The 14,887-nt window shown below is 63.0% G+C and carries 12 protein-coding genes; 3 read left to right on the top strand and 9 right to left on the bottom strand.

Features of this window, described 5'->3' with window-relative positions; all coding sequences use genetic code 11:
- Positions 1-5: 5 nt before the first annotated feature.
- Positions 6-1,403, top strand: coding sequence for an NAD(P)(+) transhydrogenase (Re/Si-specific) subunit beta (locus AC0L26_RS12340; protein ID WP_473632776.1), 1,398 nt, complete (start codon positions 6-8; stop codon positions 1,401-1,403).
- Between the two features lie 167 nt (positions 1,404-1,570).
- The gene (locus AC0L26_RS12335) at positions 1,571-3,076 is read left to right on the top strand and encodes a hypothetical protein (RefSeq protein ID WP_473632775.1); all 1,506 of its coding nucleotides are present in this window, start codon (positions 1,571-1,573) and stop codon (positions 3,074-3,076) included.
- Between the two features lie 67 nt (positions 3,077-3,143).
- Here the strand turns inward: AC0L26_RS12335 and AC0L26_RS12330 are convergent, their stop codons facing one another.
- A complete protein-coding gene (locus tag AC0L26_RS12330) occupies positions 3,144-4,061 on the bottom strand; it encodes a hypothetical protein (RefSeq protein ID WP_473632774.1) in 918 nt (305 codons plus the stop codon).
- Positions 4,062-4,317: 256 nt separating this feature from the next.
- Positions 4,318-6,789, bottom strand: a complete 2,472-nt coding sequence (gene gyrB, locus AC0L26_RS12325; RefSeq protein ID WP_473632773.1) for a DNA topoisomerase (ATP-hydrolyzing) subunit B — start codon at positions 6,787-6,789, stop codon at positions 4,318-4,320.
- A 342-nt stretch (positions 6,790-7,131) separates the two neighbouring features.
- On the opposite strand from gyrB, the gene AC0L26_RS12320 reads away from it, so the two are divergent.
- Positions 7,132-8,505 (top strand): cytochrome P450, encoded by a 1,374-nt coding sequence (locus AC0L26_RS12320; protein ID WP_473632772.1) that lies wholly within the window; start codon positions 7,132-7,134, stop codon positions 8,503-8,505.
- 18 nt (positions 8,506-8,523) lie between these two features.
- Here AC0L26_RS12320 and AC0L26_RS12315 read toward each other — a convergent pair whose 3' ends face one another.
- The 7 genes from AC0L26_RS12315 to AC0L26_RS12285 form a co-directional block, all read right to left on the bottom strand.
- Positions 8,524-9,498 carry a complex I NDUFA9 subunit family protein gene (locus AC0L26_RS12315; RefSeq protein WP_473632771.1) on the bottom strand — a complete coding sequence of 325 codons (975 nt, stop codon included), beginning with the start codon at positions 9,496-9,498 and terminating at the stop codon, positions 8,524-8,526.
- Between the two features lie 134 nt (positions 9,499-9,632).
- Entirely contained in the window at positions 9,633-10,085 is a 453-nt protein-coding gene (locus AC0L26_RS12310; protein WP_352926476.1) for a DoxX family protein, read from the bottom strand.
- Between the two features lie 194 nt (positions 10,086-10,279).
- A complete protein-coding gene (locus AC0L26_RS12305) occupies positions 10,280-11,281 on the bottom strand; it encodes an Ldh family oxidoreductase (protein WP_473632770.1) in 1,002 nt (333 codons plus the stop codon).
- Between the two features lie 87 nt (positions 11,282-11,368).
- On the bottom strand, positions 11,369-12,175 hold the full coding sequence (locus tag AC0L26_RS12300; RefSeq protein WP_473632769.1) for an ABC transporter permease: 807 nt from the start codon (positions 12,173-12,175) through the stop codon (positions 11,369-11,371).
- A complete protein-coding gene (locus tag AC0L26_RS12295; protein ID WP_473633197.1) occupies positions 12,175-12,888 on the bottom strand; it encodes an ABC transporter permease in 714 nt (237 codons plus the stop codon). Before AC0L26_RS12295 ends, AC0L26_RS12300 begins: the two co-directional genes overlap by 1 nt.
- Before the next feature lie 162 nt (positions 12,889-13,050).
- Positions 13,051-13,845, bottom strand: coding sequence for a transporter substrate-binding domain-containing protein (locus AC0L26_RS12290; protein WP_473632768.1), 795 nt, complete (start codon positions 13,843-13,845; stop codon positions 13,051-13,053).
- Between the two features lie 50 nt (positions 13,846-13,895).
- The gene (locus tag AC0L26_RS12285; protein ID WP_473632767.1) at positions 13,896-14,711 is read right to left on the bottom strand and encodes an ABC transporter ATP-binding protein; all 816 of its coding nucleotides are present in this window, start codon (positions 14,709-14,711) and stop codon (positions 13,896-13,898) included.
- Positions 14,712-14,887: the final 176 nt, after the last annotated feature.

Below are 14,887 nucleotides of genomic sequence, written 5' to 3'. Positions count from 1 at the left end.
GCGAGATGAACGCCAACTTCGCCTCCTTCCTCTACCTGGTCTCCGGCATCCTGTTCATCCTGGCATTGCGCGGCCTGTCGCACCCGACCACCAGCCGCCAGGGCAATATGTACGGCATGATCGGCATGGCCATTGCCATTGTCACCACGCTGGCGCTGGCGACCCCTTCGGCGGGAGGCTTCAGCCTCATCGTGCTCGGTCTCGCCATCGGCGGCTCGGTCGGCGCGGTCACCGCACGGCGCATCGCCATGACCTCGATGCCGCAGCTGGTCGCCGCCTTCCACTCGCTCGTCGGCCTTGCCGCGGTCATGGTCGCGGCTGCCGCCATCTATGCACCGGAGAGTTTTGGCATCGGCACGGTCGCCGACATCCACGCCCAGGCGCTGATCGAGATGAGCCTCGGCATCGCCATCGGCGCCATCACCTTCACCGGCTCGGTCATCGCCTTCCTGAAGCTCGACGGCCGCATGTCGGGCAAGCCGATCATGCTGCCGATGCGCCATGTCGTGAACGCAGCACTCGGTATCGCGCTGGTCGTGCTCATCGTCCTGCTCGTCACCAGCGAGTCCAAGCTGGTGTTCTGGTTGATCGTGGCGGCATCGCTTGTTCTTGGCGTCCTGCTCATCATCCCCATCGGCGGCGCCGACATGCCGGTGGTCGTCTCGATGCTGAATTCCTATTCGGGCTGGGCGGCGGCAGCACTCGGTTTCACGCTCGGCAATCTGGCGCTGATCATCACCGGCGCGCTGGTCGGCTCGTCCGGTGCGATCCTGTCCTACATCATGTGCAAGGGCATGAACCGAAGCTTCATTTCGGTCATTCTCGGCGGCTTCGGCGGCGAGACCTCCGCGGCTGCCGACGACGGCATCGAGCGCACGGTCAAGCAGGGTTCGGCCGACGACGCCGCCTATCTGATGATGAACGCGCAGAAGGTCATCATCGTGCCGGGCTACGGCATGGCTGTCGCCCAGGCGCAGCATGCGCTGCGCGAGATGGCCGACAAGCTCAAGGCCAACGGCGTCGACGTGAAATACGCCATTCATCCGGTGGCCGGCCGTATGCCCGGTCACATGAACGTTCTGCTCGCCGAAGCCAACGTGCCCTACGACGAAGTGTTCGAGCTGGAGGACATCAACTCCGAATTCGCGCAGGCCGACGTCGCCTATGTCATCGGCGCCAACGACGTCACCAACCCTTCCGCCCGCGACGACAAGTCGTCGCCGATCTACGGCATGCCGATCCTCGACGTCGACAAGGCGCGCACCTGCCTGTTCGTCAAGCGCTCGCTCGGCTCCGGCTATGCCGGCATCGACAACACGCTGTTCTACAAGGACGGCACCATGATGCTGCTCGGCGACGCCAAGAAGATGACCGAAGAAATCGTCAAGGCCATGGATCACTGATCCGGGTTCGCGACCCGGCGCACCATTAATCACTTGAAGAAACCTGGCTCCGCGCCGGGTTTTTTCTTGGCCCTGAGCATCAGGTCACCGGCCTCCTTTGCTCTCATGCCGGGTTCAGAGTTACCATGGGTAAATTCTGGACGGGATTTGCACCTACGGAGGTACCGGTGTCCGACCCTCATCATGCTGCGTCGCCGATCACAGCCAGTCCGCCGTCGGCCTCTGGAAAGGCGCAGCGCAAGCTCGGCCAGGCGGTAGTCATCGTGCATGGCATGGGCGAACAGCGACCCATGGGCACGTTGAGGGAATTTGTTCAGGCCGTTTGGAGCCATGACCCCGCCCGCGCGCCGTTTTATGCCCATGTCGCGGATCCCGCCGACCCCGGCGGCGAGAAGATCAACCAGAGCTGGATTACGCCCGACAGCCGGACCAACTCGCATGAGCTTCGCCGGATCACCACTCCTTACGATGTCGATGGCCGCCGCACCGATTTCTACGAGCTTTACTGGGCCGACATCACGCAAGGCACAACGCGGGGCCGGCTCGCAGCCTGGGTGACGAGCCTGCTCTGGCGCAAGCCCGCCGATATTCCGCGCGACGCCCGCGGGCTCTATGTCGTTACGCTTCTGGCCGTGATCGTCATCCTGGCCGCAGCGCTCGTGCTCGTCACGTCGGCCTGGCAAGGGTACATTTCCTGGACTACGGGCACGCTCGTCACGATCCTGGCCTCGGTCATCCTCTGGTTGGTGGACCGGTTCGGCCTGCCTTATTTCGGCGACGTTGCCGCCTATGTGCGTGCTGAAGCGGCAACCGTCGAGAAGCGTGCGCTTGTCCGCGAGCGAGGCCTGACGCTGCTCAGGCGTCTGATGATGGACGATGCTTACGACCGGATCGTGCTGGTCTCGCACAGCCTGGGATCGATCATCGCCTATGATCTGCTGCAGATATTGTGGGCCGATTTCAGGCCCCGAAAGCTGGAAGCCGTTCGCGACAAGGCGAGACTGAAAGCGATCCTCGCCGTCGACAAGGCCCTGCTCAGCGGCGATATTTCTGCTTGGCCCGACAGCTTGGATGATTTTTCCGGATTCCGGCGCGCCCAGTGGGAACTCTATCGGCAGCTTCGCGTCAGGGACGCCGATCATCCATTGCCGTGGAAGATCAGCGATTTTGTCACGCTCGGTAGTCCTCTCACCCACAGCGAGTTTCTGGTGACCTACAACCTCACCGAATTCAGACGCGGCATCGCGGAGCGGCTATTCTCGGCATGTCCACCGATCGCCGAGACTGCGGCCGGTGGAACCGTCCTCTACCAGGAAGGGCGCAGCCGTTCGGGCAAGCCGCAGCGGGCGGTGCATCATGGCGCAGTGTTTGCCGCGACGCGTTGGACCAACATCTTCGACCGGGGCAATGGCTGGCTGACGGGCGATCCGATTTCCGGATCGATGGGAGAAAATTTCGGCCCTGGCGTGGAGAACATTCAGGTCGAGCTGCGCAGTTCGCTTGGCCGCATCTTCACGCACAGGCTCTACTGGTCGCTAAAGGCCACCGGTGTCGAGATCGCCGGAGCCACTGGCAGGCCGCGCTCGCATATTGACGTGCTGCGCGACGCAGTCGACCTCGGCCGCCAACTGGAGCCAAGCCAGGCGGCGTCGACGGTTGCTGCTGGGAAATAGGAATCCCGCCCATCTGGGCGAGATGCCGGGCACTGTCCCAGCATCTATAGAGCCCATCAAGCACCGATCAACGGTTGGTTGGGAAGACCGCCTCCTCGTCGTCGCGTTGCCTGCCGCCAAGGGCGGCCGCAGCGCTCGCGATGAAGGCGCCGACGACCAGCGACAGCGCACCAACCAGCGCAAAACTGGCACCCGCCTTCCTGGCGGTATCGGCGGCCTGCTGGGCCTGGGCCTTCGCTTCCTGTGCCCTGGCAATAACCGCATCGACACGGGCCCTGGCATCCGGTTCCGACAGCCCCGTGCGAGCAGCCACCAACTGCGACAGATAGGTCTTGTCGTCGGCCGACACTTCGCCTGCTGCCGCGCCCGCGATCAATATGCGTGAAGCCTGTGCTGTCGCCGCTGCATCGCTCTCCGGATTGGTGGCGGCAAGCCTGGCCGCATCGGTCGGACGGAACAACGTATCGACGAAGTACGACGTTGCGTTGTCGGTCGAGCCGCCTCCCGCGTTTGCAGTAGCACCTGCCGAAGCGCCCATCGCCGCGCCAGATGCGACAGTCGAAGCGGCCTGGACCCCAGTTCCGATAGCCGCTGAGAGCGCCGAACCGAGCACCGCGGCAACGAGCAAGGTCGCAAGCGCCCAGGCGAGGAAGCCGTGGGCGGTGTCGCGGAAAAAGACTTCATCGGTGTGGACGCCGACCCATTTGGTGCGCAGCCGCCCGGCAAGATAGCCGCCGAGAGCCGACGACAGCCACTGCACGATGATCAGCCACGCCGCGGTGGAGGCCGCGAAAGTTGTGACCGACGTGCTCAAGCCGGACCACGGCGAAATCATGGTTAGCCCGAGCCCGGAGCCGAGCAGCATCAGGATCAATGTCAGCGTCGAGGCAGCGAACGCGCCGGCAATGATCGGCCCCCAGCTGACAGCGGTGGAGGAGGATTCCGTCGGTGCGGAAACGTCGACAGCCGTTAGGGTTGACTGCATGTCAGCCCCCTACCGTGCGAAAAGCATGATGAGAATAATGATCGGAATCGGGACTCCGAGAAGCCAGAGCAAAATGCCACGTCCCATGAGTGCCTCCTGCGGCTATTGTGATCGTTGATCGATTACAATGCCTTGGAAGCCGTTCCGTTCCGGCCGGCCCTCGGTGATCTTTGTTCCAGTGCGGGAGAGATGATTGGTAAGCCTAAGCCTACCAACTATGTCTCAAGCAACCGAAATTGAGCACCCTGACTGGGCCTCAGATATCCAGATTGGCCACCGACAGCGCGTTTTCCTGGATGAACTCGCGCCTGGGCTCGACCTCGTCGCCCATCAGCCGTGAGAACAGCGAGTCGGCGTCGGTGGCATCGTTGACCTTGACCTGCAGCAGCGAGCGCACATTCGGGTCGAGCGTGGTTTCCCAGAGCTGCTCGGCGTTCATCTCGCCGAGGCCCTTGTAACGCTGCATGGTCAGGCCTTTGCGGCCGGTGGCAAACACGGCGTTGAGCAGCGCCAGCGGTCCCGAGATGGTTTCGGACACGTCCTTGCGGCGCAGCACCGGCGGCTCGCCATAGACTTCTGCAAGGCGCGGCGAATAGCGGTCGAGCTGGCGGGCATCGGCAGAGTTGATCAGCGCGAGATCGAGATGCGCGAACTCCTTGACGCTGCGCACCGTGCGCTCGAACACATAGCCGCCGATACCTTCGTTCGAGGTCGACATGCGGCCGATCCAGCCGCGTTCGGTGTCCTCGGCGATGATGTCGAGACGCCGCGCGACACGCTCGGCCATGTCGTTGGCCCGCCCGAGATCGGCGAAAACCTCCGGGTTGAGTGCGCCGGCAATCGCCGCCTGCTCGACCACGCCTCTGTTATAGCGTGTGTGCAGCCCGTTGATGAGCTGGCGCACCGCCAGCGCATCGTCGATGGCGCTGCGCAAGTCCTGTCCGGCCCGCACCTCACCCGTGCTGAGCGCGAGCGACGCCTCCTCCAGCCCCGAGCCGATCAGGAATTCCTCGAAGGCGCTTTCGTCTTTGATGTATTGGGAGCTCTTGCCGCGCGTCACTTTGTAGAGCGGCGGCTGGGCGATGTAGAGATGGCCGCGCTCGATCAGTTCCGGCATCTGGCGGAAGAAGAACGTCAGCAGCAAGGTGCGGATATGGGCGCCGTCGACATCGGCGTCGGTCATCAGGATGATCTTGTGGTAGCGCAGCTTGTCGGCGTTGAACTCGTCCTTGCCGATCGAGGTGCCGAGCGCGGTGATCAGCGTACCGATCATGTCGGAGCCGAGCATGCGGTCGAAGCGCGCCCGCTCGACATTGAGGATCTTGCCGCGCAGCGGAAGAATTGCCTGGTTCTGGCGCGAACGGCCACCCTTGGCCGAGCCGCCGGCGCTGTCGCCCTCGACGATGAAGATTTCGGATTTTGCCGGGTCGCGTTCCTGGCAGTCGGCCAGCTTGCCGGGCAGCGAGGTGACGCCGAGCGAACTCTTGCGGGTGATGTCGCGCGCCTTGCGTGCGGCTTCGCGCGCCGCTGCTGCCTGGATCACCTTGTCGATGACCACCTTGCCCTCGGACGGATGCTCTTCGAGCCAGGTTCCGAGCGCCTCGTTGACGAGCCCTTCCACCACCGGGCGGACTTCGGATGAGACCAGCTTGTCCTTGGTCTGCGAGGAGAATTTCGGGTCGGGAACCTTGACCGACAACACCGCCGTCAGCCCTTCTCGGCAATCGTCGCCGATCAGCGCCACCTTCTCCTTCTTGGTGAGGCCCGAGGATTCGCCGTAGCCGGTTATCTGGCGGGTCAGCGCGCCGCGGAAACCGGCAAGATGCGTGCCGCCGTCGCGTTGCGGAATGTTGTTGGTGAAAGCCAGCACGTTTTCGTGGTAGCTGTCGTTCCACCACATGGCGACTTCGACGGTGATGCCGTCGCGCTCGGCCTTGATGGCAATCGGTTTGTCGATCAGCGGTTTCTTGACGCGATCGAGATATTTAACGAACTCCTCCAGTCCGCCATCATAGTGCAGCTCATGGCGCACCACGTCGGCATGGCGGGCATCGGTCAGAATGATGCGCACGCCGGAATTCAGGAAGGCGAGTTCGCGCAGCCGGTGCTCCAACGTGCCGAAGTCGAACTCGACCATGGTGAACGTCTCGGCCGACGGAAAGAAAGTGATCTCGCTGCCGCTGCGCCCTTCATAAGTGCCGGCAATCTTGCGCTGTTCGTAGGTGCCGGTGACCTTCAGCGGCGCGTCGGCATTGCCATGCGTGAAGCTCATCTCGTAGATCTGGCCGTTGCGGCGGATCTTCAGCTTCAGCCAGGCCGACAGCGCGTTGACCACGGAGACGCCGACGCCGTGCAGGCCGCCGGACACCTTGTAGGAGTTCTGGTCGAACTTGCCGCCGGCATGCAGCTGCGTCATGATCACTTCGGCCGCCGAAATGCCCTCGCCAGTGTGGATATCGGTCGGAATCCCGCGGCCATTGTCGATGACCGTCACCGAACCGTCGGGGTTGAGCGTTACCGTGACGAGGTCGGCATGGCCGGCCAGCGCCTCGTCGATGGCGTTGTCGACCACCTCGTAGACCATATGGTGCAAGCCCGAGCCGTCGTCGGTATCGCCGATATACATGCCCGGCCGCTTGCGGACGGCATCCAACCCCTTCAAAACCTTGATGGAATCGGCGCCGTACTCGGCCTCAGCGCCGCTGGCGTTGTCGATCTGATCGCTCATGAAAACCTGTCTGATTGATGCCGCATATCCAGCGCTAAAAATCTGCTCCGAATCGCGCGTCCTTGATGTCCTAGATATAGGCGCAAAAGGCGGTTTTTCCAAGGTTTGCAAGCATTTCCGAACGGAGGAAGAGCACGCTTGGCCGGTTAAAGGCATCGGACCCCAAGCCTGCTCCGGGACTGACCCGGGATGGGCGACCGGTTTTCGGAAAATCCGATGCCCAAACAACCGGCTAGATGCACCAGGCACATTCCGGAGAGCGGAGTGCTTCGCCTTTGCCGTTCGGTCACATGGACGCCCGCCCTGCGGCCCCCTACATTGTGGTCATCAGCGGAGCACGCCATGGACAGTCAGCCCGCCCCCTTCGTCCCGCCGGCGCCGAAGCCGCGCACGTCGCCGCCTTCGACGCTGGAGATGATCCGCATCGTCTATCGCAATCCGCTCGAACTGTGGGGCGAGCCGACCTACAACCAACCGTGGATATCGGTGACCGGCATCGGTGGGCCGTTGGTCATCGCCAATGACCCCGGCCTGATCCGCCACGTGCTGGTCGACAACGCGAAGAACTACAAGATGGCCACGGTGCGCCAGATGATCCTGCGGCCGATCCTGCGCGATGGCCTGCTGACGGCTGAAGGCGAGGTATGGAGGCGTTCACGCAAGGCGATGGCGCCGGTGTTCACGCCGCGCCATATCTTCGGTTTTGCCGAGCCGATGCTGAGGCGCACGAGGGAGTTCGTCACGCGCTACGAGAGCGGTGGCACGTCAGACATCGCTCACGACATGACGCTGCTTACCTTTGACATCCTGGCCGAGACGCTGTTTTCCGGCGAGATATCAGGCGAACCGGGCAGCTTCGCCAAGGAGATCGACCGGCTGTTCGAGACGATGGGGCGCGTCGATCCACTCGACCTGCTGCGGGCACCCGAATGGCTGCCGCGCCTGACCCGCATCCGCGGCCGTAAGACCATGGCCTATTTCCGCAAGATCGTCACCGACACCGTCAAGATGCGCGAAGAGCGGGTCAAGCGCGATCCGGACAAGGTGCCGCAGGATTTCCTCACGCTTTTGCTCAAGGCGGAGGGACCGGACGGGCTGACGCGCGCCGAGGTCGAGGACAACATCATCACTTTCATCGGCGCCGGCCATGAGACCACGGCGCGTGCGCTCGGCTGGACGCTCTATTGCCTGGCCGAAGCGCCTTGGGAGCGCGAAAAGATCGAACGCGAGATCGACGCCGTGCTGGCGCGCGAGCCAGACCCGACGAAGTGGCTCGACGCCATGCCGTTCACCCGCGCCGCCTTCGACGAAGCGCTCAGGCTTTATCCGCCGGCGCCGTCGATCAACCGCGAGCCGATCGAGCCCGAAACCTGGAATGGTCTCACCATACCGAAGCGCGCCGCGGTGCTGGTCATGCCCTGGGTCGTCCACCGCCACCGCAAGCTGTGGGACAGGCCTGACGCCTTCATGCCCGAACGCTTCCATCCGGGAAATCGCGAGAAAATCGACCGCTTCCAGTATTTGCCGTTCGGCGCCGGGCCTCGCGTCTGCATCGGCGCCAGCTTTGCCATGCAGGAGGCGATCATCGCGCTGGCCATCATGCTGTCGCGTTTCCGCTTCGATACCACCGCCGAGACCAGGCCCTGGCCGGTGCAGAAACTGACGACGCAACCGCAGGGCGGCCTGCCGATGCAGGTCACGCGACGCTTTTCGTGAGCGCCTGATTGCCTGGTATTAGGCCGCAGTCTTGCGCTGGAACTGGCCGGCGGCGCGGTAGCGCCAGAGATAGCTCGGCAGGATGCTGCCGATCGACTGCGACTGGATGCCGAGACCGGCGAGCGTCCTGTTTTCCCTGGTGGCCGCATCGGACACGATGTTGTGCTCGCGCAACTGCAGGACCTGATCCTTGGTCAGCAGCGGATTGGGCAAAAGCCCGAGGATCGATGCCTGCATGTTCGCCACCCACCACGGCACCGACACCAGAAGCCGTTTGCGGTCGATCATGGCAAGCATTTCCTGCATGCATTCCTTGAAGGTCAGCACCTGCGGTCCGCCAAGCTCATAGATCCGGCCGCGCTGGACCTTGCCGTCGACCGAGCGCGCCACCGCTTCGGCGACATCGCCGACATAGACCGGCTGGAATTTGGTCTGCCCGCCGCCGATCAGCGGCAGCACCGGCGAATAGCGCGCCATGTTGGCGAAGCGGTTGAAGAAGCTGTCCTCCGGCCCGAAATTGATCGACGGCCGCAAAATGACGGGCTCCTCGATCGTCTCCAGGACCGCTTTTTCACCGAGCGCCTTGGTGCGCGCATAGTCCGATTGCGCGTTCAGATCGGCGCCCAGCGCCGAAATATGGGTGAGGCCGGCGCCGACGGCGCGCGCCGCTTCGGCGACCGCGCGTGCGCCGAATTCGTGGACGGACGTGAATTTCTGCCGGCCGCTCTCATGCAGGATCGCCACCAGATTGACGACATGGTCGGCGCCCTGCACAGCGCGGTCGACCGACCAGCGCACGCGAACATTGGCCTGCACCGGCTGGATCTGGCCGACATTGCCGAGCGGCTGCAGATGGCCGGCGAGATCGGGTCGGCGGCAGGCGACTCTGATGCGATAGCCACGCCTGGCCAGTGCCCGCACCACGTGGCGGCCGACAAAGCCCGAGCCGCCGAACACGACGACGAGCTTTGGGGTCTGCAGGATTTCGGTCATGGCTGGCTCCGGCGCAGTTTCCAGATTTACTGGGGCCCAGATCTACTGGGGTTAGGCTGAAGCCGTTTCATAATCGGTTTCGCATCAAAGGCAAAGGGCGATCAATTGTCGCCGATGCCTCTGCTTCGGCTGGTTCAGAACGCCTTGCCGATGCGTGCGTCGACCGATTGGCGGTTGCCGCCGCGGATGACGAAGAAGAACAGGATCGCCGCCCACAGCAGCGACTTTTCGGCGCCCGAATAGCCTTCCCCCATGGTGACCCAATGGAACCAGACCGTGACCAGAAGCACGAACATTCCGGCGAAGGCGGCCGGGCGGGTCAGTAGGCCGATGGCGATGAGGATGCCGCCGAAGAACTCGGTGCAGGCCAGAAGCAAGGACCAAAATGCGCCGGGATAGAAGCCGAGGCCTTCCACCATCTCGGCGGCGCCGAACGGTTCGGTGATCTTTTGCGAGCCATGTATGGTGAGGAAGATGCCGGCTACGGCACGCAGGAGTGTCTCGCCGGCATCATGCAAGGCCGAATACAAGCCACCAAGGGCTGGGATGACAAGGCTTTTGCGCGGATTGTCGGTGGTTGCAGACATTGGGGCTCCTCTTTTTTGCCGATGTTTGCAAACGGCCGACAGGTCCGGCCATGTCAAATGAACAAAAGTTGACTACCAACAGCATGTTTTCTACTTTGGCTGCTGAAAAGCGGAAAATCCCGCCGAAGCGGGGTTTTCCGGGCAACATTCACGCGGCGTCAGGGTCCAACGAGGCGACCTGACCTGAGACGGTGTCAGGAAGAATAGCGTTCGGCGAATTCCGAAATGCGTTGCACCACGGCCTTGGGCGCCGTTATGCCCCGTGCCGTCGCCTTCTCCGCCGCCTCGGCCCGGCCACGGCCGGGCACATGCACGCCGTAACGGCGCCGCAACCGGTCGAGCTGGTCTTTCATCCGCTTTTCGAAGTCCGGATCGAGCAGTTTGGGCTCGACGGCCAGCACGAAGAGGCCGGTTCCCGGGCTGTCCGGTCCGTCGGTGAACCATGGTGCATCGAGCGACCAGTTGGCGCCCGACAAGCCCGCCGCCAGCACTTCGACCATCAGCGCGATGTTGGCGCCGCGCTGGCCGCCAAAGGCAAGCATAGCGCCTTTCATCGCGGCCGCCGGATCGGTGGTCGGGTTGCCGCTCGCGTCCAGCGCCCAGCCTTCTGGAATCTTCTTGCCGTCCTCGGCCGCCTTGCGGATGTTGACGAAGGCAGTTGCGCTCGACGACTGGTCGATGACCAGCGGCGCTCCGTCGGCGGAGGGTGCGGCGAAGGACATTGGATTGGTGCAATAGACCGGTTTGACCGAGCCCGAGCCGGCAAGCACGGCCGGCCCATTGGTCGCGGCGAAGGACACCAGACCCTGCGCGGCCAGCCGCCCGGTGAAATAGCCGAGCGCACCGCACGTATAGGCGTTCTTCTGCGAAAAAATGGCAACGCCGAACAGGCGCGCCGCCTTGGCGAGATCGTCGATCGTGCGGTCGAAGCCGGTATGCGCCAGGCCGCCGCGCGCGTCGGAGAGATAGACCGCCAAAGCCGGCCTGGTAATGACCGGCTCAGCCTTGCCGTCGATGCGGCCAGCCTCCAGCGCTTCGAGATAGTCGATGAAATGCGACAGTCCGACGGTGGACAGCCCTTCCGCCTCGGCCGCGACGATGGAAGCCGCGAGCGACTGCGCCGCTTCTTCATTGGCGCCGGCGCCGAGCGCCGCCATCCGGCACAGTCCTGTTGCCTGGTCGAGACTGAGTTGCATCGCACTGGGTTCCTAAGTGAGTAGCGAATAGGGGGTAGCGAGTAGGGGGAATCAGCGAACTATTCGCTATTTGCTACTCCCTGTTCGCTAGCCGAGCTTGTTCGGGATCCGCGCCTCAATCTTGCCGAGGGCGAAGACCAGGACGCCGGTGATCGCCATATAGATCAACGCCAGGAGCAGCAAGGGTTCATAGGTGAGGAAGGTGCTCTGCCTCACCTTGGACGAGACGGCGAATATGTCGATTACGCTGATGGTCGCCACCAGCGGCGTCGATTTCAGCTGCAGCACGGTTTCGCCGGTCAGCGTCGGCAGCGCCCGGTAGAAGGCTTGCGGCAGCCAAATCCGACGGAGGATTTTCCAGCGGCTCATGCCGAACGCGCGGGCGGCCTCGAGCTGCCCTTTCGGTACCCCGGCAAAGGCGCCTCGCATCACCTCGCCCTCATAACCGGCGAAGGACAAGGTCAGCGCCAGGACGCCGTAGGGCCACGCTTGCCTGAGATACGGCCACATCCAGGATTCGCGTATCCATGGATACTGTGGGAACAGCGAGCCGAGCCCATAGTAGAGCAGCCAGAGCTGCAGCAGCAGCGGCGTTCCCCTGATGATGGTACAGAAAGTCTTTGCGGGCGCCGCGAGCCAGAAGGGGCCTGCCGCCTGCGCCAGTCCGAGCGGCACTGCGAGCGTGAAGCCCAGTATGCAGGTCACGGCCAGGATCCATAGCGTGCGCCAGATGCCGACAAGCGCCATTTCATAATATTGCGGCAGCCAGTCCCAGCGCATGAAGAAGGCGGCGGCCAGAACCAGAGCCAGCCCGATCAGGATCAGCACGATACGGTGCGGCTGCAGCCACAGCGACGCTCGGGCGACATTGACGATGATCGCTTCGCCAGCCATCAACGCGCCTCCTTGACGGAGGGCATGCCGCGCCGAGCCCGGGCCTCGATGCGGCCGATGATCAGACTGGAGACCAGCGTCAACAGAAGATAGATCAGGCCTGCGGCGAGGAAGAATGTGAGATAGGCTTTGGTCACGCCCGCCGCTTGCCGCGTGGCCAATGTCAGCTCGAAGAAGCCGACGACCGCCAGCAGGGCGGTGTCCTTGGTGGCGATCAGCCAGAGATTGGCAAGGCCGGGTATAGCGAAGGGCAGCATCGCCGGCAGCGTGATGCGTCGCAGCAGGAGGCCGGGAGACATGCCATAGGCGCGCGCTGCTTCGATCTGGCCTTGCGGAATGGCAAGGATCGCGCCGCGCATCACCTCGGTCGAATAGGCGCCCTGGACGAAGCCGAGCACGGCAATGCCGGCCACCAGCCCGCTGATGTCGATGCGCTGATAGCCCATCGCCGTCAGCAGCTGGTTGATCAAATCGGTGCCGGCATAATAGAGCAGCAGGATCAGCACCAGCTCCGGCACGGCGCGGACGATCGTCGTGTAGACCGCCAGCAGATCGCGTATCACGGGCCCGCCATAGAGCTTGCCATACGCGCCGCAAATGCCGATCACGAGGCCGAGGCCGAACGCACCGGCAGCGATCTCGACCGAGTGGAGCAGTCCGACCAGAAGCGTTCCGCCCCAGCCAGGCGGCGTCGGCGAAAGCAGTTCGATGATACGGGCCGCAGAGGCCGGAAGAAATGCGTCGATCAGCGTCGCCCCCGAATTGCTAGCGCCAAACGCCGGCGATGCCGTCAGCGGAAAGCTTGCATGGGTGGATTTCGGCGAAGCCACACGACGCGCTGTCCGCGCCGTGTGGTTATTCGCTCAGCGATGCCGTCAGTTCGACTGTGTGTCGGCGCCGTAAATGTCGAAATCGAAGTATTTCTTCGAAATCTCGTCATATTTGCCGTTGGCGCGGATCGCCTTGATGCCGGCGTTGATTTTCTCTTTCAGCTCGGTGTCTTCCTTGCGGACGCCGGCGCCGACGCCGGGCCCGAGGATTGCCAGATCCGGCGCGACCGTGCCCTTCAGGTCGCAGCATTGCTTGCCCTGATCCGATTTCAGGAAGGCATCGAGCGCGATGGAATCGGCCTGCACCGCATCGACACGACCGGCGGCAAGATCCTGATTGGCCTCGTCCTGGGTCTGATACTCCTTGATTTCCGCGGCTTCAGTGAAGTGCTTCTTCACGTAGTCGGCATGCACGGTCGAAACTTGCACGCCGATGATCTTGCCCTTGAGATCTTCCGGGGCGGCGCCGAACTTCTGGTCCTTCGGACCGATGATGGCTGTCGGGGTGTTGTAATATTTGTCGGAGAAGTCGATCGTTTTCTTGCGCTCGTCGGTGATCGACATGGAGCTGGCGATGACGTCGATCTTCTTGGTCGTCAGCGCCGGGATGATGCCGTCCCAGGCGACGGGCGTGATGACGCAGTCGAGCTTCTGCTCGGCGCAGACGGCGTCGATGAATTCGATTTCCCAGCCGACCCATTTGCCCGAGGCATCCGGCGAGGTGAACGGCGGATAGGGTTCGGCGGCAACGCCGATCTTGACCGGATCGGCCTTGGCCACGCCCATCGCGGCGACACCGAGCAGAAGCGCTGCGGCAAATGTCTTCAGAACGGTCTTCATTTCAATAACTCCCAGTTTGTTGTTGTTCCCGTTTTTCCATCCGCCTCGGCTTAACCGATGTTGCGGATGAATTGCTTCAGCCTTTCGGATTTGGGCGCGCCGAAAATCTGCTCCGGCGGCCCTTCTTCCTCGACCAGCCCGTTGTGGAGGAAGACGACATGTGACGCGACCTCGCGGGCGAACTTCATCTCATGGGTGACCAGCACCATGGTGCGTCCTTCGCGCGCCAGATCGCCGATCACCTTCAGCACCTCGCCGATCAGTTCCGGGTCGAGCGCCGAGGTTGGCTCGTCGAACAGCATGACACGCGGATTGATGGCCAGCGCGCGGGCGATGGCCGCGCGCTGTTGCTGGCCGCCCGACAGATAGGCCGGATAGACGTCGCGCTTTTCGGCCAGGCCGACACGGGCGAGCAGCTTTTCGGCTTCGGCGATAGCCACGTCGCGCTTGACGCCTAGAACATGCACCGGAACCTCGATGACGTTCTCGATCAGCGTCATGTGGCTCCACAGATTGAAGTTCTGAAAGACCATGCCGAGCTTGGAGCGGATGCGCTCGATCTGCTTGCGGTCGGCGGGAACGGTGTGGCCATGGCTGTCGGCCTTCATCCGGATCTCCTCGCCATTGACGCGAACGATCCCGCTGGTCGGGTTCTCCAGGCAATTTATGCAACGCAGCAGCGTCGACTTGCCCGAGCCGCTGCCGCCGATGATGGCGATGACTTCGCCGTCGCGCGCCGACAGCGAAACACCCTTCAGCACATGCAGTTCGCCGAATCTTTTATGCAGGTTCTCGACATGGATGGCTTCGGCGGCGTCATTCTGCGCCGTGTGCTTCAGGGCGGGAGCCGTGCCTTGCGCTGTCACCTTTTCGGTGCCTCACGATGCGGCTGGACCCGTCGCTGGAATTTTTTACTCATCAGCATCACTGCACAGACTTCTCATTCTCAAGATGGACCGTTCCGCTTGCCGCCGTCAACCATGCTTTTTTGGACCATTGATCACGGCTCGCTGAGTAGCTATTGGCTGGATGGGATAGTTCA

This window comes from Mesorhizobium sp. WSM4823, from assembly GCF_055811195.1.
The sequence above is the reverse complement of the archived record's forward strand: the minus strand, read 5'-3'. Positions and strand labels throughout refer to the sequence as shown.

Excerpts from the sequence above, each read along its gene's own strand:
- AC0L26_RS12330 (WP_473632774.1), bottom strand. The coding sequence starts at position 4,061 with ATGCAGTCAACCCTAACGGCTGTCGACGTTTCCGCACCGACGGAATCC.
- AC0L26_RS12290 (WP_473632768.1), bottom strand. The coding sequence starts at position 13,845 with ATGAAGACCGTTCTGAAGACATTTGCCGCAGCGCTTCTGCTCGGTGTC.
- gyrB (WP_473632773.1), bottom strand. The coding sequence starts at position 6,789 with ATGAGCGATCAGATCGACAACGCCAGCGGCGCTGAGGCCGAGTACGGC.
- AC0L26_RS12320 (WP_473632772.1), top strand. The coding sequence starts at position 7,132 with ATGGACAGTCAGCCCGCCCCCTTCGTCCCGCCGGCGCCGAAGCCGCGC.
- AC0L26_RS12310 (WP_352926476.1), bottom strand. The coding sequence starts at position 10,085 with ATGTCTGCAACCACCGACAATCCGCGCAAAAGCCTTGTCATCCCAGCC.
- AC0L26_RS12305 (WP_473632770.1), bottom strand. The coding sequence starts at position 11,281 with ATGCAACTCAGTCTCGACCAGGCAACAGGACTGTGCCGGATGGCGGCG.
- AC0L26_RS12340 (WP_473632776.1), top strand. The coding sequence starts at position 6 with ATGAACGCCAACTTCGCCTCCTTCCTCTACCTGGTCTCCGGCATCCTG.
- AC0L26_RS12315 (WP_473632771.1), bottom strand. The coding sequence starts at position 9,498 with ATGACCGAAATCCTGCAGACCCCAAAGCTCGTCGTCGTGTTCGGCGGC.
- AC0L26_RS12300 (WP_473632769.1), bottom strand. The coding sequence starts at position 12,175 with ATGGCTGGCGAAGCGATCATCGTCAATGTCGCCCGAGCGTCGCTGTGG.